General features: G+C 44.7%; 27 protein-coding genes and 1 other annotated feature. Of the genes, 8 read left to right on the forward strand and 19 right to left on the reverse strand.

Annotated elements, in window-relative coordinates; all coding sequences use genetic code 11:
* Positions 1-164 precede the first annotated feature (164 nt).
* Positions 165-974, forward strand: a complete 810-nt coding sequence (gene hisJ, locus V6D41_RS03795) for a histidinol-phosphatase HisJ (RefSeq protein WP_333517327.1) — start codon at positions 165-167, stop codon at positions 972-974.
* Here hisJ and refZ read toward each other — a convergent pair.
* On the reverse strand, positions 967-1,590 hold the full coding sequence (gene refZ, locus V6D41_RS03800; RefSeq protein ID WP_003223478.1) for a transcriptional regulator RefZ: 624 nt from the start codon (positions 1,588-1,590) through the stop codon (positions 967-969). The genes hisJ and refZ overlap by 8 nt on opposite strands.
* 126 nt (positions 1,591-1,716) lie before the next feature.
* Between refZ and V6D41_RS03805 the strand changes: the two genes are divergently transcribed.
* On the forward strand, positions 1,717-2,208 hold the full coding sequence (locus tag V6D41_RS03805; protein ID WP_333517328.1) for a GAF domain-containing protein: 492 nt from the start codon (positions 1,717-1,719) through the stop codon (positions 2,206-2,208).
* 37 nt (positions 2,209-2,245) lie between these two features.
* On the opposite strand, the gene V6D41_RS03810 is transcribed toward V6D41_RS03805, so the two are convergent.
* Positions 2,246-3,988, reverse strand: a complete 1,743-nt coding sequence (locus V6D41_RS03810; protein ID WP_333517329.1) for a diguanylate cyclase domain-containing protein — start codon at positions 3,986-3,988, stop codon at positions 2,246-2,248.
* Positions 3,989-4,282: 294 nt separating this feature from the next.
* Here V6D41_RS03810 and rpsD point away from each other — a divergent pair, with 294 nt between their 5' ends.
* Positions 4,283-4,885 (forward strand): 30S ribosomal protein S4, encoded by a 603-nt coding sequence (rpsD, locus tag V6D41_RS03815; RefSeq protein ID WP_087992458.1) that lies wholly within the window; start codon positions 4,283-4,285, stop codon positions 4,883-4,885.
* Between the two features lie 21 nt (positions 4,886-4,906).
* Here the strand turns inward: rpsD and sr7p are convergent, their stop codons facing one another.
* The 3 genes from sr7p to acsA all read right to left on the reverse strand — a co-directional run bounded on the left by sr7p (position 4,907) and on the right by acsA (position 8,503).
* Complete coding sequence (sr7p, locus tag V6D41_RS03820) at positions 4,907-5,035, reverse strand: small protein SR7P (protein ID WP_277986961.1); 129 nt, start codon at positions 5,033-5,035, stop codon at positions 4,907-4,909.
* 139 nt (positions 5,036-5,174) lie between these two features.
* The gene (tyrS, locus tag V6D41_RS03825) at positions 5,175-6,443 is read right to left on the reverse strand and encodes a tyrosine--tRNA ligase (RefSeq protein WP_087992822.1); all 1,269 of its coding nucleotides are present in this window, start codon (positions 6,441-6,443) and stop codon (positions 5,175-5,177) included.
* Between the two features lie 49 nt (positions 6,444-6,492).
* Positions 6,493-6,730 (reverse strand) — a binding site (T-box leader).
* 54 nt (positions 6,731-6,784) lie between these two features.
* Positions 6,785-8,503: an acetate--CoA ligase gene (gene acsA, locus V6D41_RS03830; RefSeq protein ID WP_333517330.1), complete on the reverse strand. Its 1,719-nt coding sequence runs from the start codon at positions 8,501-8,503 to the stop codon at positions 6,785-6,787.
* A 158-nt stretch (positions 8,504-8,661) separates the two neighbouring features.
* Here acsA and acuA point away from each other — a divergent pair, with 158 nt between their 5' ends.
* The 3 genes from acuA to V6D41_RS03845 are packed head-to-tail and all read left to right on the forward strand — an operon-like array spanning position 8,662 to position 11,128.
* On the forward strand, positions 8,662-9,294 hold the full coding sequence (gene acuA / locus V6D41_RS03835; protein ID WP_333517331.1) for an acetoin utilization protein acetyltransferase AcuA: 633 nt from the start codon (positions 8,662-8,664) through the stop codon (positions 9,292-9,294).
* A gap of 26 nt (positions 9,295-9,320) precedes the next feature.
* Positions 9,321-9,965 carry an acetoin utilization AcuB family protein gene (locus V6D41_RS03840; RefSeq protein ID WP_148962351.1) on the forward strand — a complete coding sequence of 215 codons (645 nt, stop codon included), beginning with the start codon at positions 9,321-9,323 and terminating at the stop codon, positions 9,963-9,965.
* Complete coding sequence (locus V6D41_RS03845) at positions 9,962-11,128, forward strand: acetoin utilization protein AcuC (protein ID WP_333517332.1); 1,167 nt, start codon at positions 9,962-9,964, stop codon at positions 11,126-11,128. Before V6D41_RS03840 ends, V6D41_RS03845 begins: the two co-directional genes overlap by 4 nt.
* 11 nt (positions 11,129-11,139) lie before the next feature.
* Here V6D41_RS03845 and motS read toward each other — a convergent pair whose 3' ends face one another.
* From motS to V6D41_RS03910, 13 genes are all read right to left on the reverse strand, one after another.
* Positions 11,140-11,868, reverse strand: coding sequence for a flagellar motor protein MotS (gene motS, locus V6D41_RS03850; RefSeq protein ID WP_333517333.1), 729 nt, complete (start codon positions 11,866-11,868; stop codon positions 11,140-11,142).
* Positions 11,858-12,676, reverse strand: a complete 819-nt coding sequence (gene motP / locus V6D41_RS03855; RefSeq protein ID WP_148962354.1) for a flagellar motor protein MotP — start codon at positions 12,674-12,676, stop codon at positions 11,858-11,860. Before motP ends, motS begins: the two co-directional genes overlap by 11 nt.
* A gap of 63 nt (positions 12,677-12,739) precedes the next feature.
* Entirely contained in the window at positions 12,740-13,744 is a 1,005-nt protein-coding gene (gene ccpA / locus V6D41_RS03860) for a catabolite control protein A (protein WP_148962355.1), read from the reverse strand.
* Between the two features lie 273 nt (positions 13,745-14,017).
* Entirely contained in the window at positions 14,018-15,094 is a 1,077-nt protein-coding gene (locus tag V6D41_RS03865; RefSeq protein WP_069964250.1) for a bifunctional 3-deoxy-7-phosphoheptulonate synthase/chorismate mutase, read from the reverse strand.
* Positions 15,095-15,330: 236 nt separating this feature from the next.
* The gene (ytxJ, locus tag V6D41_RS03870) at positions 15,331-15,657 is read right to left on the reverse strand and encodes a bacillithiol system redox-active protein YtxJ (RefSeq protein WP_087992831.1); all 327 of its coding nucleotides are present in this window, start codon (positions 15,655-15,657) and stop codon (positions 15,331-15,333) included.
* 23 nt (positions 15,658-15,680) lie between these two features.
* Positions 15,681-16,136, reverse strand: coding sequence for a YtxH domain-containing protein (locus tag V6D41_RS03875; RefSeq protein WP_333517334.1), 456 nt, complete (start codon positions 16,134-16,136; stop codon positions 15,681-15,683).
* A gap of 29 nt (positions 16,137-16,165) precedes the next feature.
* Positions 16,166-16,588 carry a DUF948 domain-containing protein gene (locus V6D41_RS03880; protein WP_148962358.1) on the reverse strand — a complete coding sequence of 141 codons (423 nt, stop codon included), beginning with the start codon at positions 16,586-16,588 and terminating at the stop codon, positions 16,166-16,168.
* A 161-nt stretch (positions 16,589-16,749) separates the two neighbouring features.
* Complete coding sequence (gene murC / locus V6D41_RS03885) at positions 16,750-18,048, reverse strand: UDP-N-acetylmuramate--L-alanine ligase (RefSeq protein ID WP_148962359.1); 1,299 nt, start codon at positions 18,046-18,048, stop codon at positions 16,750-16,752.
* 250 nt (positions 18,049-18,298) lie between these two features.
* A complete protein-coding gene (locus V6D41_RS03890; RefSeq protein ID WP_333517335.1) occupies positions 18,299-21,139 on the reverse strand; it encodes a DNA translocase FtsK in 2,841 nt (946 codons plus the stop codon).
* A gap of 158 nt (positions 21,140-21,297) precedes the next feature.
* Complete coding sequence (gene ytpR / locus V6D41_RS03895) at positions 21,298-21,903, reverse strand: YtpR family tRNA-binding protein (protein ID WP_148962361.1); 606 nt, start codon at positions 21,901-21,903, stop codon at positions 21,298-21,300.
* 15 nt (positions 21,904-21,918) lie between these two features.
* Positions 21,919-22,728, reverse strand: coding sequence for a DUF1444 domain-containing protein (locus V6D41_RS03900; protein WP_333517336.1), 810 nt, complete (start codon positions 22,726-22,728; stop codon positions 21,919-21,921).
* Between the two features lie 14 nt (positions 22,729-22,742).
* Positions 22,743-23,066, reverse strand: a complete 324-nt coding sequence (locus V6D41_RS03905) for a thioredoxin family protein (RefSeq protein ID WP_003237915.1) — start codon at positions 23,064-23,066, stop codon at positions 22,743-22,745.
* 36 nt (positions 23,067-23,102) lie between these two features.
* A complete protein-coding gene (locus tag V6D41_RS03910) occupies positions 23,103-23,219 on the reverse strand; it encodes a hypothetical protein (protein WP_141113422.1) in 117 nt (38 codons plus the stop codon).
* A 77-nt stretch (positions 23,220-23,296) separates the two neighbouring features.
* Between V6D41_RS03910 and V6D41_RS03915 the strand changes: the two genes are divergently transcribed.
* Complete coding sequence (locus tag V6D41_RS03915) at positions 23,297-23,743, forward strand: YtoQ family protein (RefSeq protein ID WP_333517337.1); 447 nt, start codon at positions 23,297-23,299, stop codon at positions 23,741-23,743.
* Between the two features lie 56 nt (positions 23,744-23,799).
* Here V6D41_RS03915 and V6D41_RS03920 read toward each other — a convergent pair whose 3' ends face one another.
* A complete protein-coding gene (locus V6D41_RS03920) occupies positions 23,800-24,873 on the reverse strand; it encodes a M42 family metallopeptidase (protein WP_333517338.1) in 1,074 nt (357 codons plus the stop codon).
* A 158-nt stretch (positions 24,874-25,031) separates the two neighbouring features.
* On the opposite strand from V6D41_RS03920, the gene V6D41_RS03925 reads away from it, so the two are divergent.
* Positions 25,032-25,349 (forward strand): PepSY domain-containing protein, encoded by a 318-nt coding sequence (locus tag V6D41_RS03925; protein WP_003223432.1) that lies wholly within the window; start codon positions 25,032-25,034, stop codon positions 25,347-25,349.
* Positions 25,350-25,381 lie beyond the last annotated feature (32 nt).

Consider the following 25,381-nt stretch of genomic DNA (forward strand, 5'->3'; position numbering starts at 1 on the left):
AGGGTGTTTTATTTATTCAGAAAGATTTCAGGATATGTATTGAGAAAAACTGTCGTTTTCATTGTTATTATGATACCATGTAACCAACATTTTTTGACCAGAATTCAAAAACTTTTTGTGCAAAATCGGCAGGATTTGACTATTTTTTTCACGGGGTGACGCCAATGCAAAAGCGAGACGGGCATATTCACACACCATTTTGCCCTCACGGCTCAAATGACACACTCAGACAATATGCAGAAGAAGCCTTAAAAAAAGGCTTTGAATCGATTACTTTTACCGAACACGCCCCATTGCCGCCCTCTTTTACTGATCCGACGCCGCAGAAAGACAGCGCGATGGCGCAAGCCTCTTTGGAACGCTACATCGATGACATTTCCGGATTAAAAAAAGAATATCGCGGGCAGCTTGCCATACATACAGGGCTTGAGGTCGATTATATTGCTGAATTTGAAGATGAAATTAAATTATTACTGGACACATACGGGTCATATTTAGATGATAGCATCATATCCGTTCATTTTTTGCGCGCAGATTCTTCCTATCTGTGCCTTGATTATGATGAGCATACCTTTAAAAAGCTGATTTCAGCCTGCGGAAGCATCGAAGCTGTATACGAGCGGTATTACCGCAGCATCTATTCTTCCATTGTATCATCTCTTGGCAGCTATAAGCCAAAAAGAGTCGGTCACATCACACTCGTCCAAAAATTCATCAAACTGTTTCCGTACAGCATGTCTGAACATATTCGCGGAATCGTTTTTCAGTGTCTGGATGCCATTGCAGAAAACGGAATGGAGCTCGACTTCAATACTTCCGGCTTAAGAAAAACGTACGCAGGAGGCATTTATCTCGAGGATTGGATGATGAATGAAGCGAAGCAAAAGAAGATCCCGCTTGTGTTCGGGTCTGATGCCCATCAAGCGGGAGATGTCGGATACGCATATGAAGCGTTTGCGGAGCAGGCTAATTGATAAGCGCCACGTCCCCTGTCCGGAAGACGCTTCTGATCCAAATCTTGATTTCTTCAAAATACATTTTATAAAAGTACGGCTCGTGCGGCTGCATGTAGAGCACTTCTGAAATATATTGAGGCTGGAGATAGGGCATCATCAAGAGAGATTTTAATTGGAGAATAAAATGGGGCAGCGGCAGCGTCAAATGTTCACGCTGTTTTTCTCCTTCCTCAATGATCAGCTGGAAGATATACTTTTCCTTCATTAGATATGTCGACATTATTTCTCTGATTAACGTGGAGTCAATCGTGACTTCCCGGTAGACAAAACGAGTTAATTGACGATGATTATGCTGATAGGATAAAATATCGAAAACCAATTGAAGAAGCTGTTCTTGCGTGCTTTGAGAAGAGATATTGCCTGCCGCTGTTTCAAGCGTTTTACTGTAGCCTTCGTAAAACTCTGAAACTAAGTGTTCCATCAAACCTCCCTTGCCTTTAAAATAGTAGGAGATGTGCGCAACATTTACATCAGCTGACTTTGCGATTTCACGGACAGACGTGCCAGAAAATCCTTTTTGGTTAAAGAGCATGACAGCAGATTCAATAATTTTGTCTTTGGTGCTTACTTTCATTCGGCTCACTCCTTCCTCTTGATACAATTCAAGCAGAAGGCCGCTGTTCCTGTAAGAACTTATCGACAAATGCCGGCAGAAAAGCCGGAACTTTGTTTTATATTATAGAAAAAGTGAGGGTTTTCCATGTTCCATGTCGAAAAACAATCTGGAGATAAAGAAAAAGACTATCAGCTTCTGCTAAAACAGCTCGAAGCCATGACCGAAGACGAAACAGATCAAATCGCAAACTATGCGAATGCCTCAGCGCTTCTGTATCATTCGCTGCCTGAAGTCAACTGGGCGGGTTTCTATTTTGCCAAAGAAGAAGATGGACAGCTTGTGTTAGGACCGTTCCAAGGTCTGCCGGCATGTGTTCGGATTCCTTTCGGCAGAGGCGTTTGCGGCACAGCCTATGCAAACGGAAAAGTGGAGCGTATAGAGGATGTAAACGCGTTTCCGGGACATATCGCCTGCGATGCAGCGTCTCAATCAGAAATTGTGCTTCCGATTCATGTAAGCGGAAAAGTTGTCGGCGTCTTGGACATCGACAGCCCAGTGAAAAACCGTTTCGACGAAATCGACGAAAAGTATTTATCACAGTTTGCCGAAAAGCTTGAAAAAGCGTTAGCACAGTAATATAAAGGCCCAAAACGAATAGTGTTTTGGGCTTTTGTTATTTTATTGATTCATGTATCATCAAACGGTTTTTTCCGTTTCGTTTCGCGCTGTAGAGCGCTTCATCAGCCTCATGCACAAGCTCTTTCAGTGACTTTCTTGTTTTTGCCGTCCAGCAGGAGATACCGCATGAAATGGTCACCTCGGGTTTCGTGTTTTTTCTGACCGCATAAACCAGTCTCTCAGTAATCCGTTTTCCCGCCGCTACCGTCACATTCGGCAAATAAATCGCCAGCTCCTCGCCTCCCCAGCGGGCGCCGACATCATGCTTTCGGATGTTGTTTTTAATAACCGAAGCGACTTGAATTAAAATCTCGTCCCCAGTCTGATGACCGTACGTATCATTTACATTCTTGAAATTATCAATATCAACAAGTATAAAAACACCCTTTTGGTGGATCTTCATACTGTATTGAATTTTTTCATCTAAATACACCCTCGAATACAGCTCAGTCAGCTGATCTGTTTTGACGAGATGCTCAAGGCGGTCGCGGAGCATTGAGTTGGTTACAGCCAGAGTTGCGTGACGAATCAGCGCCTGAAACAGCTTGTACATTTCAAATGTAAAAGCGTACAGTTCCTCTTTCAATAAAACCGCGAAACCTAAAAGCCTGTCATTCTCAATCATCGGAACAGCCATCAGCGAGCCATAGCCGGCCTTTCCGAAAACAGACTGGCCATTTCCGATGAAAACTCCTATTTCCCCTTCATACAGCTTTTCTTTCATTTCATTAAAAAATTCAGACGGCTTCGCTTCCTTAAAAAACGCTGTGCTGCCAGGGAGCAATGTCAGGTTTTCAAAATGGTCTATATGAAAGAAACCCACTTCTTCCGCCTGAAACGATTCTGCCATTCTCACAGCCAGGTCATTCATCGTATCGGCCAGTGTCAGCCGCTGATTCAGGCGGCGTGACGTTTCATTAATCAATTCCAAATTTGCGATGCTTGCTTTGGATTGCTCATAGAGCTGAGCGTTTTCAAACGCTTTTCCCGCCGCGTTTGCTATCAGCGACATTTCATCAAGATAGGCGTCATTAAGAAAACTGCCGCCCGTTCCTTCAGCCTTCAACACCCCGTACGTTCCCTGCTGTCCTTTGATCGGAATATAAGCGGCAGATTCATTTTTCCGCAAAATATCCCCGGATAAATACACTTTGAGAGCAAAGGAATCGGATTTTTCCCCTTCCATATACAGCTCTTTTGCAGGAACACCTAAACATTGATCTTGATCGTGCGATATATATAGAGAAAACTCAAACATAGAAAACGTGCCGGTTAAGCTTTCTAAAAGCTGCTTCAGCACTTCTGTCTGATCAAGCAGTGAATGGAACAGCTCTGTCATTTTGTATATCTTTTTTTGATAGATCGTTTTGATATAGAGTTTTTCCTGTTTCATTGACTGGTTTAAAAATGTTGAAACCAAGTCGGGAAGCCCTTCAGGTATCTCTACATCCTGCCTGCATGTCAGATGATAGCGCCTGCCGCCGGTGTCCTCAATCAGGTAAGATGAGGCGTTTATTTTCGAAGCGGAAAATCGAACTTCATCATCCGCCTGTTTTGAAGCAGAACCGACGGATGGTGTCGGTGTAAGCGAAACACATAGGGATGAAAAATAAGTTTGAATAGCCGAAGTCAGCCATATGAAAGAGTCGGTGAACGTGACTTTTTCAGATTTGGTTAATAAAAAATCGAGCATATGATAATGAAAGGCGGATAATTGTTCTTTTGTTTGTTCTACCATGTTTTTATCACCTGAAAGTTTACCACTAATTTTTGTTTATTATATCATAAACGGCGAAGCAATAATGAAGGAATGGTTGACTTCAAATCAAATAAATTATATAATGACCTTTGTGTGAAATATTGCAGCCTTTTTGTTCAGCTTCTATGTTTTCATTTTGTTCCTTATTCATAAGGTGTATCGTGTAACTCTCTGCTGCTGGAGCGAGGATACATGAAAACAAAATGTACATGGTTGAATAGAGCAGACGGTTTTTATTTTCCACAAAAATAAAACCAAAGGAGGAGTCACATTATGGCTCGCTATACAGGTCCATCTTGGAAACTGTCCCGCCGTCTAGGAATCTCTCTTAGCGGTACAGGAAAAGAATTAGAAAAACGCCCTTACGCTCCAGGTCCACACGGTCCAGGACAACGTAAAAAATTATCAGAATACGGTTTGCAATTGCAAGAAAAGCAAAAGCTTCGTCACATGTACGGTGTAAACGAACGCCAATTCCGCACTTTATTTGACAAAGCTGCTAAACTAACTGGTAAACACGGCGAAAACTTCATGATTCTTTTAGATTCTCGTCTTGATAACGTTGTGTACAAGCTAGGTTTAGCACGTACTCGCCGTCAAGCTCGCCAATTGGTTAACCATGGTCATATTCTTGTTGACGGAAGCCGCGTTGATATCCCGTCTTACCAAGTAAAACCTGGTCAAACAATCGGTGTTCGCGAAAAATCAAGTAACCTTTCTATCATCAAAGAATCTGTAGAAGTGAACAACTTCGTTCCTGAATACCTTACTTTCGACGCTGAAAAGCTTGAAGGTACATTCACTCGTCTTCCTGAGCGTTCTGAACTTGCTCCGGAAATTAACGAAGCGCTTATCGTTGAGTTCTACTCTCGTTAATCGTTTTAAAAACCCCTGCCGCTATGCGGTCGGGGTTTTTTTATCGTCTGTTTCGTCTGGTGCCTCTTGCTGGCCAACACTATCTCGCGTCTGATGCTCCCAATAATCCCGCTGGAGCCTTTCTTTTGCAATCGTACACATGAGATTCATGGTCAGCGCTCCTTTCTTAAAAGGTGGTGCTTGGGAGGTGATTGGTCGTGTTTGCCCTATCTAATATACTCTTTTCCTTTCATTCCTATGCGATAAACCAAAAAAAGATCCTTTGCCCATATCGGCAAAGGATCTTTTTTTATTTATACGTCACAAGAAAGTATTTTTTCTTCCCACGGCGCAGGACAGTAAATTGACCTTCGATACGGTCTTCAGCAGATAAGAGATAATTGATTTCCGTCTGGCGTTCGCCGTTAATGTAAACAGCTCCGTTTTGAATGTCTTCACGGGCTTGGCGTTTTGAAGGAGATAATGTAGATTGCACCAATACATCTACAAGTGAAAGCTCTTGGCTGCTGTCAGCTTCCATGGACGGGACATCCTTAAAGCCCACTTTTACGTCCTGAGCAGAAAGCTCTTTAATATTGCCGCTGAACAACGCTTGGGATATGTTGATGGCTTGCTCCAACGCCTCACGTCCATGAACGAGCGCTGTCACTTCTTCTGCGAGGCGTTTTTGCGCTTCACGCTTTTCTGGCGCTGTTTCTGTTTTCTCAGCGTATGCTTCAATTTCTTCTTTTGATAGAAATGTAAAGTATTTTAAGTATTTGACAACGTCACGGTCATCTGTGTTGATCCAGAATTGATAAAATTCATACGGCGATGTCTTTTCCTTATCAAGCCAGATCGCGCCGCCTTCCGTTTTTCCGAACTTCGTGCCGTCTGCTTTTGTGACAAGCGGAATGGTAAGGCCGAACGCTTTTGCCCCTTCTTCTTCTGATTTTCTGATCAGTTCAAGGCCCGCTGTAATGTTGCCCCACTGATCGCTTCCGCCAATTTGCAGCTTACAGTTTTTCTCTCTGTACAGATTTAAGAAATCATAAGATTGAAGAATCATGTAGCTGAATTCCGTGTATGAGATGCCGGATTCAATTCTAGAGCTGACCGTGTCTTTTGCCAGCATGTAATTGATACCGAAGTTTTTACCGACATCACGAAGGAAGTCGATCACATTCATTTTGCCGATCCAGTCAAAGTTGTTCGCGATGACAGCAGGGTTTTCTGCTGCATCAAAATCCAGAAATCTGGACAGCTGGTTTTTGATTCTTTGGGACCATTCAGATACGATGTCAGCAGTGTTTAATGTACGCTCCGCTTTTTTTCCGCTCGGATCGCCGATGAGGCCCGTCGCCCCACCCACAAGCGCAATCGGATGATGGCCCTCAAGCTGAAAACGGCGAAGTGTTAAAATAGGCAGCAAGTGTCCGATATGCAAGCTGTCCGCTGTCGGATCAAAGCCTGAGTACAGGCGGATTTTTTCTTCATTCAGCTGTTTATTTAATCCTTCTTCATCCGTCATTTGCTGAATCAATCCGCGGAAGGATAAGTCTTCAAGTAAGTTTGTCATAAGATAAAGCTCCTTTTTGATTAAAATAAAAAACGCCCCTTCGTTTACACGAAGGGACGATTGATTATCGCGGTACCACCCTACTAATAAGAGAACGCAAAACATTCATCTTATCACTTTGCCTGATAACGGATCAGGTCCGTTCTTTCACTACTGAAAGCCTGGCCGGCTTTGTTTGCAAAAGCGGTTCATGAGTGTATTCGATATATCCGTCTGTGCTGATTTTCACCGGCCATCAGCTCTCTGGAACGTAAGGATAGTCTACTTGTCTCAATCTTTACCTTTTCATATGAAGCTATATCATTTGTAACATAAATAAAATCCCGTGTCAACGTCGCCTTTTAATCCTCCATCGTTGACAGATCTCCTGCCGGCAGGTTAAGCTCCCATGCCTTCAGCACCCGTCTCATGATTTTTCCGCTTCGGGTTTTCGGAAGCTTATCTTTAAATTCAATTTCACGCGGAGCCGCATGGGCTGCAAGACCCTGCTTTACAAATAGGCGAATCTCTTCTTTCAGTTTATCGGACGGCTCATATCCTTCTCTGAGTGCGATAAAGGCTTTAATGATTTCTCCCCGCACCGGATCAGGCTTACCGATCACGCCTGCTTCTGCAATGGCCTGATGTTCGACAAGCTTGCTTTCCACTTCAAATGGGCCTACGCGCTCACCAGAGGTCATAATGACGTCATCGACTCTTCCTTGGAACCAGAAATATCCCTCATCATCCATGTAAGCAGAATCCCCGGACACATACCAGCCGCCCGGCATGAAATACGATTCGTACTTTTCAGGGTTATTCCAAATGGTATGCATCATGGAAGGCCAGCCCTTTTTAATGGCGAGATTGCCCATTCGGTACGGCGGAAGCTCATTGCCCTGATTGTCAACGATCGCCGCCTCCACACCGGGAATCGGCTTACCCATTGAACCCGGTTTGATATCCATGCAAGGATAGTTGCAGATGAGCTGGCTGCCCGTTTCTGTCATCCACCATGTATCATGGATTCGTTTGTTAAAAACCTTATGCCCCCATCTGATGACTTCCGGGTTTAACGGCTCACCGACACTGAGCACGTGCCGGAGTGAGGTTAGATCATATTTCGCAGCCATCTCATCTCCAGCTCCCATCAGCATTCGAAAAGCGGTCGGCGCGCTGTACCAGACGTTGACGCCAAGCTGTTCAATTGTTCCATACCAGCTTTCAGGGCTGAAACGCCCGCCGACGATGACATTTGTCGCTCCGTTCAGCCATGGTGCAAAAATGCCGTATACCGTACCTGTCACCCAGCCCGGATCTGCTGTGCACCAGTAAATGTCTTCCTCCTTTAAATCAAGGACCCACTTTCCTGTCTGATATTGCTGAATCATCGCTTCATGGACATGCAGCACACCCTTTGGCGTTCCAGTAGAACCCGATGTATAGTGAAGCAGATAGCCGTCTTTTTTGTCCATCCATTCGATATCCAGTCTTGTGCCCTCCTGTTTTGCTGCTTCATCGTAATTGATGATGTTTGCGCCGCTTTCAGCCTTTCCGCCGACTACGAATATATGCTGCAAGTGAGGCAGTGTATCAGCCGGTATTCTCTCCAGCAGCTCAGGCGTCGTGACAACTACCTTCGCCTCGCTGTTTTCAAGCCGGTCTTTCACCGCTCCCTCCATAAATGCTTCGAACAGCGGCCCGGCGATGGCGCCAATTTTGATAGCGCCAAGCATTATAAAATATAGCTCGGGTGATCTCGGCATAAAAATAAAAACGCGGTCCCCTTTTTCCACATTTCCATACCGTTTCAGCACATTCCCTGCCCTGTTTGTTTCTTCCTTCATTTCTTTAAATGTGTATTTTTCATCCCGGTTTGCGTCTTTATAATAAAGCGCTACTTTGTTTTTTCGAAACGATTCGGCATGGCGGTCAATCGCTTCATACGCCGCATTCAGTTTCCCTGTCTCATGCCAGGAGAAATGTTTCTCTGCCTCGGCCCAATCAAAATGCCGGTACGTTTCTTCATAATTTTTTAAATGATAATCCCCTTCCACTGCTGGTAACGCTTTCAAATTCATGCCCAAACATCCCCCTTTGCTGAAGTTGTCACAATTATTATATTATATATTCATATTCTTCTCAATTTTTAAAATATAAACCATATTGAAAACGCTTTAAAATTTGTTATTCTTAAAGAAGCATGTATTTTTATAAGAATTGATGGGACGGTGGATCAGTGGAACATCATAAAACATACCATTCAGCAAACATCAAAACAGCAACCGGCTCCTTACTGATAGAAGGGCCTGTCTCTCCAGAGGATCTGGCAGGTTACGAGTTTCATACAGATTTAACCGCATTTCGCCCGCCCCGCGAGCAGCATGAAGCGCTAGTCGACATTGCCGGCCTTCCCGAAGGGCGTATTATCATTGCCAGAGACGGCAGAACCATTATCGGCTATGTGACGTATTTATATCCTGACCCGCTCGAAAGATGGTCTGAAGGAAATATGGTGGATTTGCTTGAGCTCGGGGCCATCGAGGTGGCGCCGGCCTATCGGGGATGTTCTGTCGGAAAGACGCTTTTGACCGTCAGCATGATGGATGAACAAATGGAAAACTACATCGTGATGACGACGGAATATTACTGGCATTGGGATTTAAAAGGGATGAAAAAAGATGTGTGGGAATACAGAAAGCTCATGGAGAAGATGATGAATGCAGGCGGATTGGCCTGGTTTGCGACGGATGAGCCAGAGATCAGCTCCCACCCTGCAAATTGTCTGATGGCACGCATCGGAAAAAACGTCAGCCAAGAATCAATTGAACAATTTGACAGACTCCGTTTTTATCATCGCTTTATGTATTAACTGACACTGACAAAGGGGAAAAAATAATGATTGTTGAGCAGATCATGAAAAGGGATGTCATTACATTAACGAAGACGGATACGCTTGAAACAGCAATATGCAAACTGAAGGAATTCCATATCAGGCATCTGCCTGTTGTAAATGAAGACCGCCATGTGATCGGCATGATTACAGACAGAGACATGAAACAGGCCAGCCCGAGTATTTTTGAAGAAAGCAAACGAAGCCGATTTCTCACACGGAGCGTAGATTCAATTATGAAAAAAGATGTCGTGTGCGCCCACCCGCTTGATTTTGTTGAAGAAATTTCTGCGGTGTTCTACGAGCATGGCATCGGCTGTCTGCCCGTGGTGCAGCACCAAAAATTAATAGGCATTTTGACAAAAACCGATTTGTTGCGGACATTTGTCAAATTGACAGGCGCTGACCAGCCGGGGTCACAAATTGAAATAAAAGTAAACGACATCACCAAAAGTCTTGCGGAAATCAGCAGCCTTTGCCAAGACCTCCAAGTGAAAATATTGAGTGTGCTCGTCTATCCGCATGAAGATTCCGGTGTGAAAGTGCTTGTCTTCCGTGTAAAAATGATGAATCCGCTGCCGTTTTTGCAGGCATTACAAAGAAATGGGCACCACGTCGTTTGGCCGTCAGAGCAAAGGGATTTACTATGAGAGACAGTGTATTTATCTATTCTCCATCCTATCAAACCTATATGTTTCATCAGGAACATCCATTTAATCAGCAGCGGGTTCTGTTAACATATGATTTACTCAAGACGATCAATGCCTTTGATGATGGAGACATTATCAGCCCGAGACTCGCAACAGAAGAGGAGCTTGCCCTTGTCCACACGGACGATTACATTCAGGCGGTAAAGCTTGCGGGTGCCGGTAAACTTCCCGCTGAAGAAGGAGAAAGCTATGGGCTCGGCACTGAAGATACACCTGTCTTTGCCGGCATGCACGAAGCGGCATCACTCTTAGTCGGCGGCACCTTAACGGCCGCAGACTGTGTGATGTCAGGACAAGCCCTGCATGCCGCCAACCTTGGAGGAGGCCTTCATCACGGATTTCGGGGAAGAGCTTCAGGATTTTGCATTTACAACGACAGTGCTGTGGCGATTCAATATATCCAGAAAAAATACAGAGCCAGAGTGCTTTATATTGATACGGACGCCCACCACGGGGACGGTGTGCAATTTACGTTTTACGATACCCCCGGCGTATGCACACTGTCTATCCATGAAACAGGAAGGTATTTATTCCCCGGAACCGGCCAGATTCAGGAAAAAGGAAGCGGAAAGGGATATGGCTATTCCTTTAATATCCCGCTTGACGCTTTCACAGAGGATGATTCTTTTCTCGAAGCTTATCGGACAGCAGCTTCCGAAGTCGCCGCTTATTTTCAGCCGGATGTGATTATCAGCCAAAACGGTGCCGATGCCCATTACTATGACCCGCTAACGCATTTATCTGCAACGATCAACATCTACGAAGAAATTCCGCGGCTTGCACACACGTTAGCGCATCAATATTGCGCAGGGAAATGGATTGCCGTCGGAGGCGGAGGATATGATATATGGCGTGTAGTGCCCCGCGCCTGGGCCAGAATATGGCTCGAAATGAAGGGCATTGATCCGGGACACGATATTCCACCTGAATGGATCGCTAAATGGCAAAAATACTGCCCTGTCACCCTTCCGTCCAGTTGGAGCGATCCGGCCGATTTATATCCTCCGATTCCCCGCAAGCCTGAAATCACAGAAAAAAATGCCCAAACCGTCAGCAAAGCATTATATGCAATACGATCCGAGCAACAGCAAAGAACGAAGTAAAAAAACGACCTTCACGAAGAGGTCGTTTTTGATTTTTTGATAACAATTTCCACACGCCGGTTTTCCTTCATGTGTTCGTTTGTCTTGTTATCCTTTACAGGTTTTGTATCCGCATAACCAACAGCGATAAAGCGCGTGGAGGAAAGTTTCTCTTTTGATGTGAAGTATTGAATGACTCCGCTTGCGCGTGCTGCTGACAGCTCCCAGTTAGACGGATATCGGTATGTCGCAATATTTCGGCTGTCTGTATGGCCCTCCACCTGAATGTCATTTGGAATGGTTTTCAGAAGAACGGCAATTTGGTGAAGAAGTGTTTCAGCATTTTTCAGCACCTTGGCCTCCCCTGAATCAAACAGCACAGACTCCTGCAGAACGAGCACGACACCGCGTTCATCCCGTTTGGCTGTCATTTGGGCCTTCAGGTGATGGTCTTTTATATATGTATTTACTTTCTTGAGAAGCTGATCCTGCTGATCCTTTTGCTTCTTTGCATTGGCTGGCGATGTGTTCTTTTTTTCTATGGACGTTTGGTCAGGCTGGATCCCGCCGCCTTCCTTTTGGATCGATTCGACTGCCGCTTTAAATTTTTGCAGATCGATTTGGGACATCGAAAAAAGTAAAATAAAGAACACAAGGACCAAAGTGATCAGATCTGAAAAGGTGACCAACCAGCTGGATGAAGATTGTCTTTTTTTCCCGCTTCCTTTCCTTCTTTCAAACCGTTCTCTTCTAAGCTTCATGTATAGATCCCTTTTTTGTTTTTACTTGATTTGGCTGCTTCCGCCATTCTTCCCGGGAGCTGAAAACGACGAGCTGGCTTTCGAGATTACGGGGGTTTTTACCGGATTGGATTCCGATAATGCCTTCCACCATTACTTGCTTGATGAAGATTTCACTTTCTGTTTTTTCTTCGAGTTTGGCGGCAATCGGGTTGAACACCATGTTTGCCAGCAATGAACCGTATAAGGTTGTTAAAAGCGCAACGGCCATATTCGGTCCAAGCATGTGCGGATCATTTAAGTTTTTAAGCATCAGCACGAGCCCGACGAGTGTTCCGATCATTCCCCATGCCGGAGCGAATTCCCCCGCTTTTTCAAAAACACGCCGTCCTTTGCGGTGCCGTTCCTCCATTGCCGCGATCTCTGAATCCATGACGAGCCGAATCGTTTCTTCATCCCAGCCATCAATTGCTAAAAGCAGCCCTTTTTTCAAGAATGGATCTTTGATTTCCCGGGCCTGATCATCCAATGATAAAAGCCCGTGTTTTCGCGCGTGATCCGAAAGAGAGACAAAGGTTTTCACGAGATCTTTCACATTGTCTTCCTGGCGGATAAATGCCTGCTTTAGCACAGAGGGCGCTTTTCGCAGCTCTCTCGGCGGAAAACTGATAAAAACAGCGGCGCATAGCCCTCCTGTAACGATGAAGAAAGAGGTCAGATCTAGAAAAGAGCGGAAACCGCTTATTCCTGATCCCGAAATTATTCCGATCACAATCATAATCGTTCCTAACACAAAACCAACAGGTGTAAGATAATCAAAACGTTTCATCATTTCTCCCCATGAAAAAAGCAAGAATTCACCTTAGAGGTGAAGCTTGCTTTCTAGTTTTTCTTATGACTTGGTTGACTGCCTTAGCTCTATACGGTGCGGCAGTTCGACAATATGCTCTTCAACCGGCTCTTTATTCATGAGCTTCGTCAGCAGTCTCATCGCAACGGCGCCAATATCGTATGTCGGCTGAACCACTGTTGAAAGCTGCGGACGAACCATAAGGCTTAATCTCGTATTATCAAAGCCGATAATGTCGATATCCTCAGGAATGGATAAGCCTTGATCCTGAGCCGCATGGATAATGCCGAGTGCCATTTCATCAGTTGCAGAAAGAATGGCTGTCGGTTTTTTGTCCAGGCTCATCAAATGCTGCAGCGCTTCAAGTCCGGAATCGTATGTGTAATCCCCTTCAGCAACAAATTGTTCATTAAACGGAAGGTTCGCTTCTTGAAGCGCGCGTTTATAGCCTTGAAGTTTTTTCGAGCGGTTGATCGGTTCTGTCATTGGTCCGGAAACGAATGCGATGTCTGTATGTCCTTTATCAACCAAAAGCTTCACTGCATCATAAATCGCCTCTTCGTAATCGATCGCGACTGACGGTGTTTCCTCCTGCTCTTCTACAGAAGCGGCAAGTACGATCGGCACTGGAGAACGCTTAAATTCCGCAACGTGCTCGTCCGTAATGTTTCCGCCCATAAACACGATGCCGTCCACTTGTTTGCCGAGCATTGTGTTTAACAGGTGCAGCTCTTTCTCCATGTTTTGGTCCGAGTTGCTCAAAATGATGTTGTACTTATACATTGTCGCGATATCTTCAATCCCGCGCGCAAGCTCTGAATAGAAAATGCTTGAGATATCGGGAATGATGACTCCTACTGTTGTTGTTTTTTTGCTTGCCAGTCCTCTTGCCACCGCGTTTGGACGGTAACCGAGACGGTCAATGGCTTCCAAAACTTTTTTCCGCGTTGTCGGTTTTACATTCGGGTTGCCGTTCACGACACGGGAAACAGTTGCCATGCTTACATTAGCTTCTCTCGCTACGTCGTAGATCGTAATATTGCTCATCCTAAAACCACTCCTTTTACTGGATACACTTATCCTTATCTATAGCATAAACACTTTATGTAGAGAAATGTCATAATGTCCAAATTTATGTCGTTTATGATTTGTAAGCGTAAGTCAGTAGTTTACATTATTTTTCATTATTCATCAAATTTAAATACTTCTCATGAAATTATACACGTTTTTATAGATGATGAAAACGTATACTTGGATTTTATAACTAAATAAACGAGAAAACACAAAAAAAGGCCGCAGACGCGGCCTTTTTATTGTTTACTAAGCGTTGACTTTCACCATTGGTTTCAGTTCATTCAGCCATTTTTCGAATTCAGGAATCGCCATTTGCTGAGCAGAGTCAGAAAGTGCGACTGACGGATCAGGGTGAACCTCAGCCATTACGCCGTCTGCGCCGATCGCTAAAGCAGCTTTAGCTGTCGGAAGCAAGAGGTCACGGCGGCCAGTTGAATGCGTCACATCAACAAAGACAGGCAAATGCGTTTCTTGTTTCAAAATCGGTACAGCAGAAATATCCAGCGTGTTTCTCGTTGCTGTTTCATATGTTCTGATACCGCGTTCACAAAGAATGATTTGATCGTTTCCTTGTGACATGATGTATTCAGCGGCATTGATGAATTCAGAGATCGTTGCAGCAAGTCCGCGCTTCAGAAGCACTGGCTTTTTCACTGCTCCGGCCGCTTTCAGCAATTCAAAGTTTTGCATGTTGCGCGCTCCGATTTGAATCACATCAATGTAGTCCAGCGCTTCTTCGATATGAGCCGGAGTTACGATTTCACTGATCACTGCCAGATCAAATTCGTCCGCTACACGTTTTAAAATTTGAAGGCCTTCAACACCAAGGCCTTGGAAATCGTATGGGCTCGTACGAGGCTTAAAGGCTCCTCCGCGCAAAATTTTAATTCCTTGTTTTTTCGCAGCTGCAGCCACTTCAGCCACCTGCTCGTAGCTCTCTACCGCACATGGCCCGACAATAAATCTTTGCTGGCCGTCTCCGATTTTTTCACCTTTGATATTTACAATTGTATCTTCAGGTTTTTTCTTGCGCGAGACAAGCAGCGCTTTGCTGTGATCTTCTTCCTGGAGCTCTAAACCGGCTTTGAATATCTCTTTAAAAATGTGCTGGATGGTGGAGTTTTCGAAAGGACCATCATTGTTTTCAATGATATTGTTTAACATTGTGCGTTCTCTGACAGGGTCAAATCGATTGACACCCTGTGCTTCCTTCGCTTTACCGATCTCTTTTACAACATTTCCGCGTTCGTTGATTAATTTTAAAATTTGTAGATTTAATTCGTCTGCTTTCTGCCTTAAAAGCTCTAACTCTGTGTTGCTCATTTTTTTCATCCTTTCCCTGCACATTCATTTTTTATTTTGTAGTTATCATGCATCTTACTATAAGTAATTCCAAATGGAAATACTGAAATAAAAAAAATTTTATAAAAATTCCTCTTTATTACCCAAACGCTTTTAAGTGATAAAGTGATCTATGAAGCTATCCTACATCATGTGAGAACAATGTTCAAGGGTTTTTTCAAAAAAAAAAGCGCCAGATTGAATCTGGACGCTTTTTTCTATGACAAATGCTGCTTGATGCCCGCTTCTGTAATTTGTGAATGTGAGGTATGCCATTTCACTTCACCGTTTTGGATGACGAAAACCTGAGGGCTTTCATGCTTTACGCCGTATGTTTCTGCGATGAAATTTGACAGCGGCCGGGCTTCTTGTACTTGCAGATAGTAAGCCGGCACATCCTCATGCTGATTTGCAAAGGCAACAAACTCATGAAATGCTGCCTGGCTGATCGGGCATGTGGTACTGTGTTTAAAGAAGACGAAAGTGCCTTCCTGTTCTGCAATCCGTTTAAATTCTTCCTCAGATTGAATAAGCTGTTTTGCCATGGCTCAAGATCTTCCTTCCCGGCTCAGCGATTGATATGCTCAGCCTGTTTTTGCGCATCTTTCAGTTCGTCTTTTACATCTTCTTTCGTTTGAAGGACCTGATCTTTTGTTTCGCCGGCCGCCTGCATCGCTTCTTCTCTCATCTCTTGCAGATCAGTTGATGAATCCGTGTTTGCAGTTTTAGACCGGTCTCTTAAATCCTTCACCTTGTTCATGATCTGCCCTGACTGATCCGCTACAAGCTGTGTGATGTTCGAAGTTTTGTCTTTTGCGATGCTGACATATTGCGTGCCTTTTTCCTTCGCATCTGCCGTCATTTTGTCAGTTTTGTCCCGCAAAGCAACAGCTTGGCTGCCAAGATCGTCACGAAGTTCTTTGCCTGATTTCGGCGCTAGAAAAAGAGCGGTAGTGGCACCGATGATTCCCCCGATTAAAGTCCCGATTAAAAAATCTTTACTATTAATTCCATCTTTGCTCATCATTATTCCTCCTCATAGTGTTTTTTCTCTTACAGAGCTGACTTTTTCTTTTGCTTCCATTTCTCCCAAATTTCCATCGCTGCTTGGCTCCATGTGACAACTTGATTGATCTTGTCTTGATTTTCTCTTACTGATGCCGATACAGACCCCGCCGCCTGTTTCATGGATGTATTGAACTGCTGTACAGAAGTTCCCACCCCTTGAACAGCATGGACGACCGTGTTCAACTTTTCTGATTTTTCCTGAATATCTTCAGCCAGGCGGTTGGTCTTATGTAAAAGCTCGGCTGTTTCAGTTGTGATGCCCTTCATTTGTCCCTCCAGCCCTTCGAGAGTGGATGCGACATGTTTTAGGGTCAGCTGCAGTGACTTCAATGTCTTAGACAAGTAGATCACTAATACGAGAAATGCGACTGCGATGAGTGCAACGCTTAAATAAAGAATAATAATCATCTTAAACCTCCTTGCTGCAGGATATACTGCTGTTTACCCGTTTTCATAAATCATAAACATGTATACTGGGCTGTATACATAGTATTCTCCGTTATGTAAGAAAATCCTTTAACAAGCTTTCCATCAGATAAATAAAAAGCAGTGAGAACACTGCTTTTTTATTATGCCATGACGTTTTCGTAGGCTCTCATATATTTTTGGATATCTCCTGCTCCCATAAAGATGAGAACGGCTTTTTCATGAGCTTTTAAAACAGATGTATCATGTTCTTCAATGAGCTTTGCATTATGAATTTTTCCCTGCAGGTCGCCGATCGTCAGTTTTCCTGCATTCTCCCGGGCTGAGCCAAAAATATCGCATAAATACACACAATCAGCCCCGCTCAGGCTTTCTGCGAATTGGTCAAGGAATTGGTGCGTCCGCGTAAATGTGTGAGGCTGGAATACCGCGACGATTTCACGATCAGGATATTTCTGTCTTGCCGCCTCAATTGTCACTTTTATTTCTGTCGGGTGATGAGCGTAATCATCAATCAGCACTTGATCCCCGAGCTGCTTCTCATTGAATCTGCGTTTGACGCCGCCGAATGATTTGAGGGCATGCTTAATGATGTTGGAATCAATTTCTTCATAATGGCATAACGCAATGACCGCCAATGAGTTTAATACATTGTGGTGGCCGTACGCAGGAATATAAAACGTATCATAGAATGTATTGCGGACAAATACATCGAAAGTTGTCCCTTCCGTGCTTTTTACGATGTTTCTGGCTTGAAAATCATTTTCTTCCCCAGTGCCGTAATACACAACCGGGACGTTCGCATGAATTTTCGGCAGATGCTCATCATCTCCGCAGGCAATAATGCCTTTGTTGACTTGAAGAGCCATCTCTTGGAAAGCGTCAAACACATCGTCAATGTTTGAGAAGTAATCAGGGTGATCAAAATCAATATTCGTCATGATCGCGTAGTCAGGCTGATAGCTTAAGAAATGGCGGCGGTATTCGCACGCTTCAAATACAAAGTATTCGCTGTTTTCATTTCCCTGGCCCGTTCCGTCCCCGATTAAGAAAGAGGTCGGTTTTGCGTTTTGGATCACGTGAGCCAGCAGGCCCGTAGTCGACGTTTTTCCGTGTGCGCCCGTAACGGCAACACTGGTGAATTTTTTCATATAGTCGCCTAAAAACTTATGATAACGTATCACCGGAATTCCTTCAGACATGGCTTTTTCAATCTCTGGATGCGTGTCTGGGAATGCGTTTCCGGCAATGACTGTCATGTCGGGTTTGATATTATCCGCGCTAAAAGGAAGAACCGTAATATTTCTTTTTTCAAGCGCTGTTTGCGTAAAAATAAATTTTTCGATATCCGATCCTTGGACAGTATATCCATTATCATGAAGTATTTGGGCAAGCGGACTCATACCCGTCCCTTTTATTCCAACAAAATGATAAACAGTCATAATTGTACCTCCAACAAACGTCTATCTGTTCCCCAGTATATGACGCTCATTTCAATTTGCGACCGCGGCGGCTGAAAAGCCGCCATTAGCGGCGTATTTTTATATGTTTTGTTATGTTCAGTATCCGGTTATTTCTTTCCGATTAAACCTAGATATCAAGATTTGTCTATGCGCATCTGCTGTAAAGCGGCATAGCTGTTAAATGCTCTAAACACTATCATACCATGTTTGGTGTGAAAATGAACCCATATTATTCGTTTATTAAATCACTTGCTGTGATCAGCACCTCACGAGGTTTGCTTCCTTTTGCCTCAGAGATCATGCCTTCCGCTTCCATCATATCAATCAGCCTTGCCGCGCGATTGTATCCGATTCTGAATCTTCTTTGCAGGCTTGAAGTGCTCGCGCTGTTTTGCTCAACCACATACTCACACGCTTCGTCAAACAGCTCATCCTCTTCTTTCAGGGCTGAGCCTTGTCTTACCAGCTCTTCTTGTTCAAATAAATAGGTTGGCGGCATTTGAGTTCTGACGTGGGAAACGACGCGGTCGATTTCGCGGTCCGATACAAAGTTACCTTGCAGGCGGACCGGTTTTCCCGAGCCGTTTTCCAAAAAGAGCATATCGCCTTTTCCGAGAAGCTTTTCCGCACCGGCTATGTCAATAATTGTTCGGGAATCAACCTGGCTTGAGACAGAAAATGCGATTCTCGTCGGGATATTCGCCTTAATCAGACCGGTAATGACATCGACTGACGGCCGCTGAGTTGCGACGAGCAGATGGATTCCGCACGCTCTGGCTTTTTGGGCAATCCGCGCAATGCTCTCTTCGACATCATTTGGAGCCACCATCATCAAATCAGCAAGCTCATCAATAACCACAACTAAATAAGGCAGCTTTTCACCCGTGTGGTGATCTGCAGTTAATTGATTAAACCGATCAATGTCGCGGACACCCGAATGGGCAAACAGCTCATAGCGCCGCTCCATTTCCTCAACGACCCATTTTAAAGCAGCCGTAGCCGCTTTGGCGTCAGTGATGACCGGGCTGACGAGATGAGGAATTTTATTGTAGGGAGCCAGCTCTACCATTTTCGGATCAATCAGCAGCACCTTTACTTCACTCGGATCAGCTTTATACAGCAGGCTGACTAATATTGTATTGATGCATACGCTTTTCCCCGAGCCCGTAGCACCGGCAATCAAGCCATGCGGCATTTTCTTCAAGTCGATGACGACAGGGTTTCCTGAGATATCCAATCCCAGTGCTGCTGTAAGCGGTGACTTGCTTGTCCTGAAAGCTGAGCTGCGAATCATCTGGCGTAAATCAACCACCTTGCTCGTGCGGTTCGGCACTTCAATTCCGATCGTGTTTTTCCCCGGAATCGGCGCTTCAATCCGAATATCTTTTGCGGACAGGCTGAGTTTAATATCATCAGACAAGTTGGTGATTTTATTCACTTTTACGCCTGGCTCAGGATGCACTTCGAATCTTGTGACAGACGGCCCCTGGGTCACATGGACGACATTGGCGCGGACATTGAAATTTTTCAAGGTCAAATCAAGAAGCTGACGCTGTTCTTCGATCCACGCAGTATCATCTTGAACTTGCGCTGGCGGGACATCAAGCAGTGCAACATTCGGAAACACATAGCTTCCGCGGCGCTCCTCTGCTTTTTGCTGTTTGTGCGTATCTCTTTTTAGCATCATGACATTAAAAGGAACGGACGGCCCTTTTTGAGGAGATGCGCTTTGTTCAGTATGTTTCTCCTGCATGACAGGCCTTTTTTGCGATTCATCTGCAGCTGCATGTGTCTCTTCTTCACGGATCTCCCGCCGGTTTTCATGGGCTTCAGAAAACGGTCTGGAACCCAGTTCCATGTTGTCATCGTGCTCCGATTCTATATGATTGTCTGGCTGAACATCTATCTTCGTGTCCTCAGTTTCTATTATGCTGCCTGATGGCTCTTCTGATTCTCTGGCCTCTGTTTCTGCTTGAGTCAGAGCCTCAGATGCTGAACGCCCATAGCCAGCTTGCAAGAAAGGCTCTTCCTGTTGAATTTCTATTTGCTCTTCTCGAACAGCAGGGGTCTCAGCAGTTTCTGGCGCGCTTGCGCGTTCATTATTTACTGCGCTGTCTGACGATTCTTCCGATAATTCATCCTCAGATACTGCCTCTGTCAGAGACTCAGGTGCTTTTTGTTCCTCATCATATTCAGCTTGGAAGACAAGTTCTTCTAATTTCTCAGGCTGTTTTACTGCTAGTTCTTCTTGATTCTCAGCCGTTTCAGTGTCTTCAAGGTTTACACTGCTGTCTGACGATTCTTCTTGTCTCTCGGTCACGGTATTTGTCAGTGTCTCAGGCTTTTCATCAGGTTCAGCCTCTTTTTCTGGCTGCTGAATGCCGGATGCAGCTGGCCCTTTGTTATCTGACGGCTCGGCTGAGTTCTTCGCCAGCGCTTCATCACGCTCTGCAGACTTTCCGTTTAAGACACCAGAAGGCTGTTCTTCAAATTGGGTATCCCGGAGGAAAGACCCTTCTTTTACGTGCTGTTCCGCTCTGTCAGCAGCTGGATCTGAATAGAAGCGTTCACGTTCAATTTCTTCTGACAGCAGTGTTACCTTCTCTTTTTCAACAGATTTGTCCGGTGCCTTCAATGCGTCAGAAGGCTGTTTTGGCACATCCTTATTGACGGATGGTTTTTGATTGAATCCATATATAGGCGAAGGGATATTTGTCGGTTTAAACGGTTTCTTCGCCGGCTCTGATGTTTGATATGTATGCTGCTCTTTTTCATTTTTCGGGCGTTCCTTGTGCGGCGCGGCGCTTGGTCGGGGCGCGGATTGCGGCTTGTCCGATGGTGCGCGGCGCCTTCTCAGCTCATGATTGTTGTATCCATCAGGCACGACTGGAAAACGGAACTTGCCGTTTGGATATTCATAATATATTTTAGGATCTTCCAATCTTTTTAATTGTCCTTCGGAATGATGTACTTCTTGTTGCTGCGGAATTTGAGCGGGTTTTGTTTCCCGTTCAGCATCCTCTTTGCTCTCGCCTAAAAACAAATCAAAAAATTTATGAAGCCAACTCATAATTTATCTCTAACTCCCTTATCGTTTTATGGGACGTTTTTTAGTATACCATTGCTGGTCTGCCCAGAAAAGATTAAGCTTTCAGCAAAACAAAGCCGCTAAACAAGGGCTTAGCGGCTTTTCACATGATTCGTTTTTTTGGGCGGATTTATGGGAGTCTAAAACTGAAATGCGTCTCCCGCCTCATGGTCTCCTTCTAACACAAGGATTCCTTTTTCAGCCGGAGCATCCGGCAAAGCGAGCTCTTTTGCTGAACAGATCATTCCGCTTGACGGAACGCCGCGAAGCTCAGCATCCTTAATGACAAGTCCGCTCGGCATCACAGCTCCGACTTTGGCAACGACCACTTTTTGTCCTTGGTCAACATTAGGCGCGCCGCAGACGATCTGAAGCGTTTCTTCTCCTACATTGACTTTACATACGCTTAATTTATCCGCGTTAGGATGTTTTTCTTTTGATTCCACATACCCAACAACAAACTTCGGAGATAAATCAACGACTACTGTTTCTTCAACGCCGTTTCGGTTTAGAATCTCATTCACATCTTGCACGAACGTTTCTGAGAGCGCAACAGGGCCGTTTTCATCAATGGTCAAGTAAGAAGACGCGTTGAAAATGTTGAAGCCCGTTGTTTCCTTTGTTTCGTTATTAAAAATTTTAACGACATCGCCGTGTTTTTCATAGCCTATTTGTTCGCGTGTCACATCTTGAAGAGAGATCAGAAGCGTGTCTCCCACACCTTCATTATTATAAAATGCGTTCATAAGTAAAAATCCTTTCTAATCCTTTTTCGGACGGCTTTTCGCCAGGATAAACACCGGTTCCAGCTTTCCTTCATTGTACAAAAATGAAAGGGCTGTAATCGGAACGGTGCCGCCTGCAAAGAAGCTCATCGACATTTGCCCTAGAATATCATACCCCGATTCATTCCGGATGTCAGCAAGAATCAGAACGTCCTGATGCGGAACAGAGATCGCCAGCTCACCTTCTGCACGTTCCTTGTACTCATTTAAAATCGCTTCGTTCAGAATCCGGCTGGCGTCGTAACCGTCGTTTGCTCTAAAGAAATAAAAGTGATTGTCCGCAACTGTATCCTCTTTGACAACCGCCGGCAGGGAACGGAGATTAAATGCAGCCGTCTCTCTGATCCGCTCTTTTGTCCAGTTTTCTTTCTCAAGCATGCGCTGATCGATTAAACGGTAGGTTTTCCCGAGGTCAAGCGCGTAATAAATTCTTGTCTCCGCGGTATGATCATCATAAATGAGCGGAATATCTTCGCTGGACTTGTCCGGGAAAGAAGTCGAGCGGATCACCGGGTAAATACGGCTTTCTTTTCCGGACATTTCCTGAGCCTTCCCTTCCATTGCCGTCATTGCTTCTGAGACGTAATACACAATTTCATCAATGGCTTCGTCTTTTTTCAGCTCCCATTTTGCAATAATCGGCGGCAGGTCGAGCGTAATTCCTTTTTTGGTCGTTTGATCCTCAACACGGAGGGTGTCTTTTTCTCTGTCAAACAGAAAGGAGCGATTCACGTGCTGAAGGCGCTGTTTCAGGATATCTGACAGCTTCCTTGAGGTCATTTTCAAACCGATGTCCTCCTTTACGCTTTAGCGAGAGAGTCTGTTAAAAATTGTTCAATTTCTTCTTTTGTTTTGCGGTCTTTGCTCACAAAACGATTCACTTCTTTTCCTTCATTAAATACAACAAAGCTTGGGATTCCGTAAATTTCCCACTCTGCACATGTATCAATGAATTTGTCGCGGTCTACGTAGTAGTAAGTGAATTCAGGGAAGTTCGCTTCCAGTTCAGGCAGAAAAGGCTCTACAAAACGGCAATCAGGGCACCAATCAGCTGAAAACATAAATACCGCCCAATCATCCTTTACCGCTTTTTCCAGCTCTTGAGTTGATTCAATTTTTTTCATTTCTTATCCCTCCAGTTGTTATTCTTACATGTTGGTTTATCGATACTCGTCCATTTGGATCATACCAAACTGCTTGCGGCAAAACCACCTATATGCAACAAATGAATATGTAAGATTGGCTTTCTCATTATCATTATCATATTTTATTTGCATTATCAAGCTCGTTTCGTTTAACATCGTGTTCATGAGGGTCAAATTTACAGATGGACATACATAAGGAGGGATTCAGTATGAAGTTTATCGTCTATTTAGCTGGAGAAATCCACAGCAATTGGCGGGAAGAAATCAAAGAGAAAACAAAATCACTGAAGCTGCCGATTACGTTTGTCGGCCCGATGGAGAATCATGACCGCTCAGACAACATCGGAGAAGAAATTGTGGGCGTTCAGCCAAATGCCATTTTGAAGGATGACAAAGCCTCTGACATGAACAACTTCAGAACCGCTGTCCTGATGAATAAAGCAGACTTTGTGATCGCTCTGTTTGGCGAAAAATACAAACAGTGGAACACGGCAATGGATGCCTCATATGCGATTGCAAAAGGAAAACCCCTGATTATCATCCGGCCGGAATCGCTCCATCACCCTTTAAAAGAGCTTTCCAACAAAGCAAATATAACGGTTGAAACCGTGAATCAAGCCATTAAAGCCCTCTCCTATCTATTTGAAACAGAATAAGAAAAAAGCTTGTCGAGCCGGGCTTACTGCCCCGTTCAACAAGCTTTCATAAAATCTTACATATTTTCTTTAATCGCATCCACCGTCTGCTTATCGCAGGCTGTCACAAGTTTGATGAGCATTTCTTTAGCAGCAGCATAATCATCAATATGAATGATCGAAGCGTTCGTATGGATGTAGCGTGAACAAATTCCGATAACCGCTGACGGAACGCCGCTGTTCGAAATATGAACTCTGCCCGCATCCGTTCCCCCGCCGGATACAAAATATTGATACGGAATGTCATGCGTTTCCGCCATATCAAGAACAAATTCTCTCATTCCGCGGTGCATGACTGTCGTTCTGTCAAGAATGCGGAGCAAAAAGCCTTTTCCAAGCTGGCCAAATTCATTTTTGTCTCCGCTCATATCGTTTGCCGGGCTGGCATCGAGGGCGAAAAACAAATCCGGTTTAATCATATGAGAAGCCGTCTGCGCGCCCCTGAGCCCTACTTCTTCCTGAACCGTTGCCCCCGCATAGAGCGTATTCGGAAGTTCTTTTCCGTGCAATTCCTTCAGAAGTTCAATGCTCAAGCCGCAGCCATACCGGTTATCCCATGCTTTTGATAAAATTTTCTTTTCATTCGCCATCGTCGTAAAAGGGCAGACAGGCACAATCTGCTGTCCCGGTTTTATGCCGATTTTAATAGCGTCTTCCTTATCATCCGCTCCAATATCGATCATCATGTTTTTGACATCCATCGGGCGGTTTCGCTGAGCATCTGTCAGCAGGTGAGGCGGTATGCTTGAAATCACACCCGGAACCGGCCCGTTATCTGTTTGAATTTCAACTCGCTGTGCCAGCAGCACCTGGCTCCACCAGCCCCCAAGCGTCTGAAATCTGAGCAGCCCGTTGTCTGTAATGGATGTTACCATGAAGCCGACTTCGTCCATATGCCCGGCTACCATGATTCTCGGTGCGCCCTCTTCACCCTTTCTGACTCCGAAAACACTTCCCAGTCTGTCCTGAACGATGTCATCGGCATATTTGGCTAGCTCCTGCTTCATAAAAGCACGAACCTGATGCTCATTGCCCGGCGCGCCGGGAAGCTGCGTCAGTGTTTGGAAAAGCGCTTTCGTTTCTTGATTCATGTTTTCCCCTCATTTCTATGTAGTCCTTTTATTTTATTCGAAAAAATCTAGTTTTCCAAGCACCCTGACCGAATCTGCTCCATCAGCCGCGTATTGCTTAACAGGATTTGGCGGTTTCTGTATAATGAAAAGTACGATCAACCAGGAGGTGCTTTATCTTGAAATTGCGTCATCTTCTTTTAGGAGCAGGACTTGGAATTTGTACAGCTGTCGTTGTAAAACAATATGTGATGAAGCCTTATATTTCTTCAGAAAAAGCGCTTCGAATTGTAAAATCCGCTTTTAAGCAGCGGGGGCCGATTGACGGATCATGGATTTACACCCAGCCGGAGCCTTACAATGTAAACGGAGAAACGGTACAGGTGTACAAAACCGGCATTACACGATCCGCTTTCGGAGAATTAGAGCAGTATGAAGTCATGGTGGATGCGAAAACAGGGGAAATTGTAGATGTCATTGATACAATTGCCTCCTAACGCCGGACAAGCATAAAATAGAAGCCGCTGCT

This window comes from Bacillus sp. 0102A (assembly GCF_036765155.1).
Classification (GTDB): Bacteria; Bacillota; Bacilli; order Bacillales; family Bacillaceae; genus Bacillus; species Bacillus subtilis_G.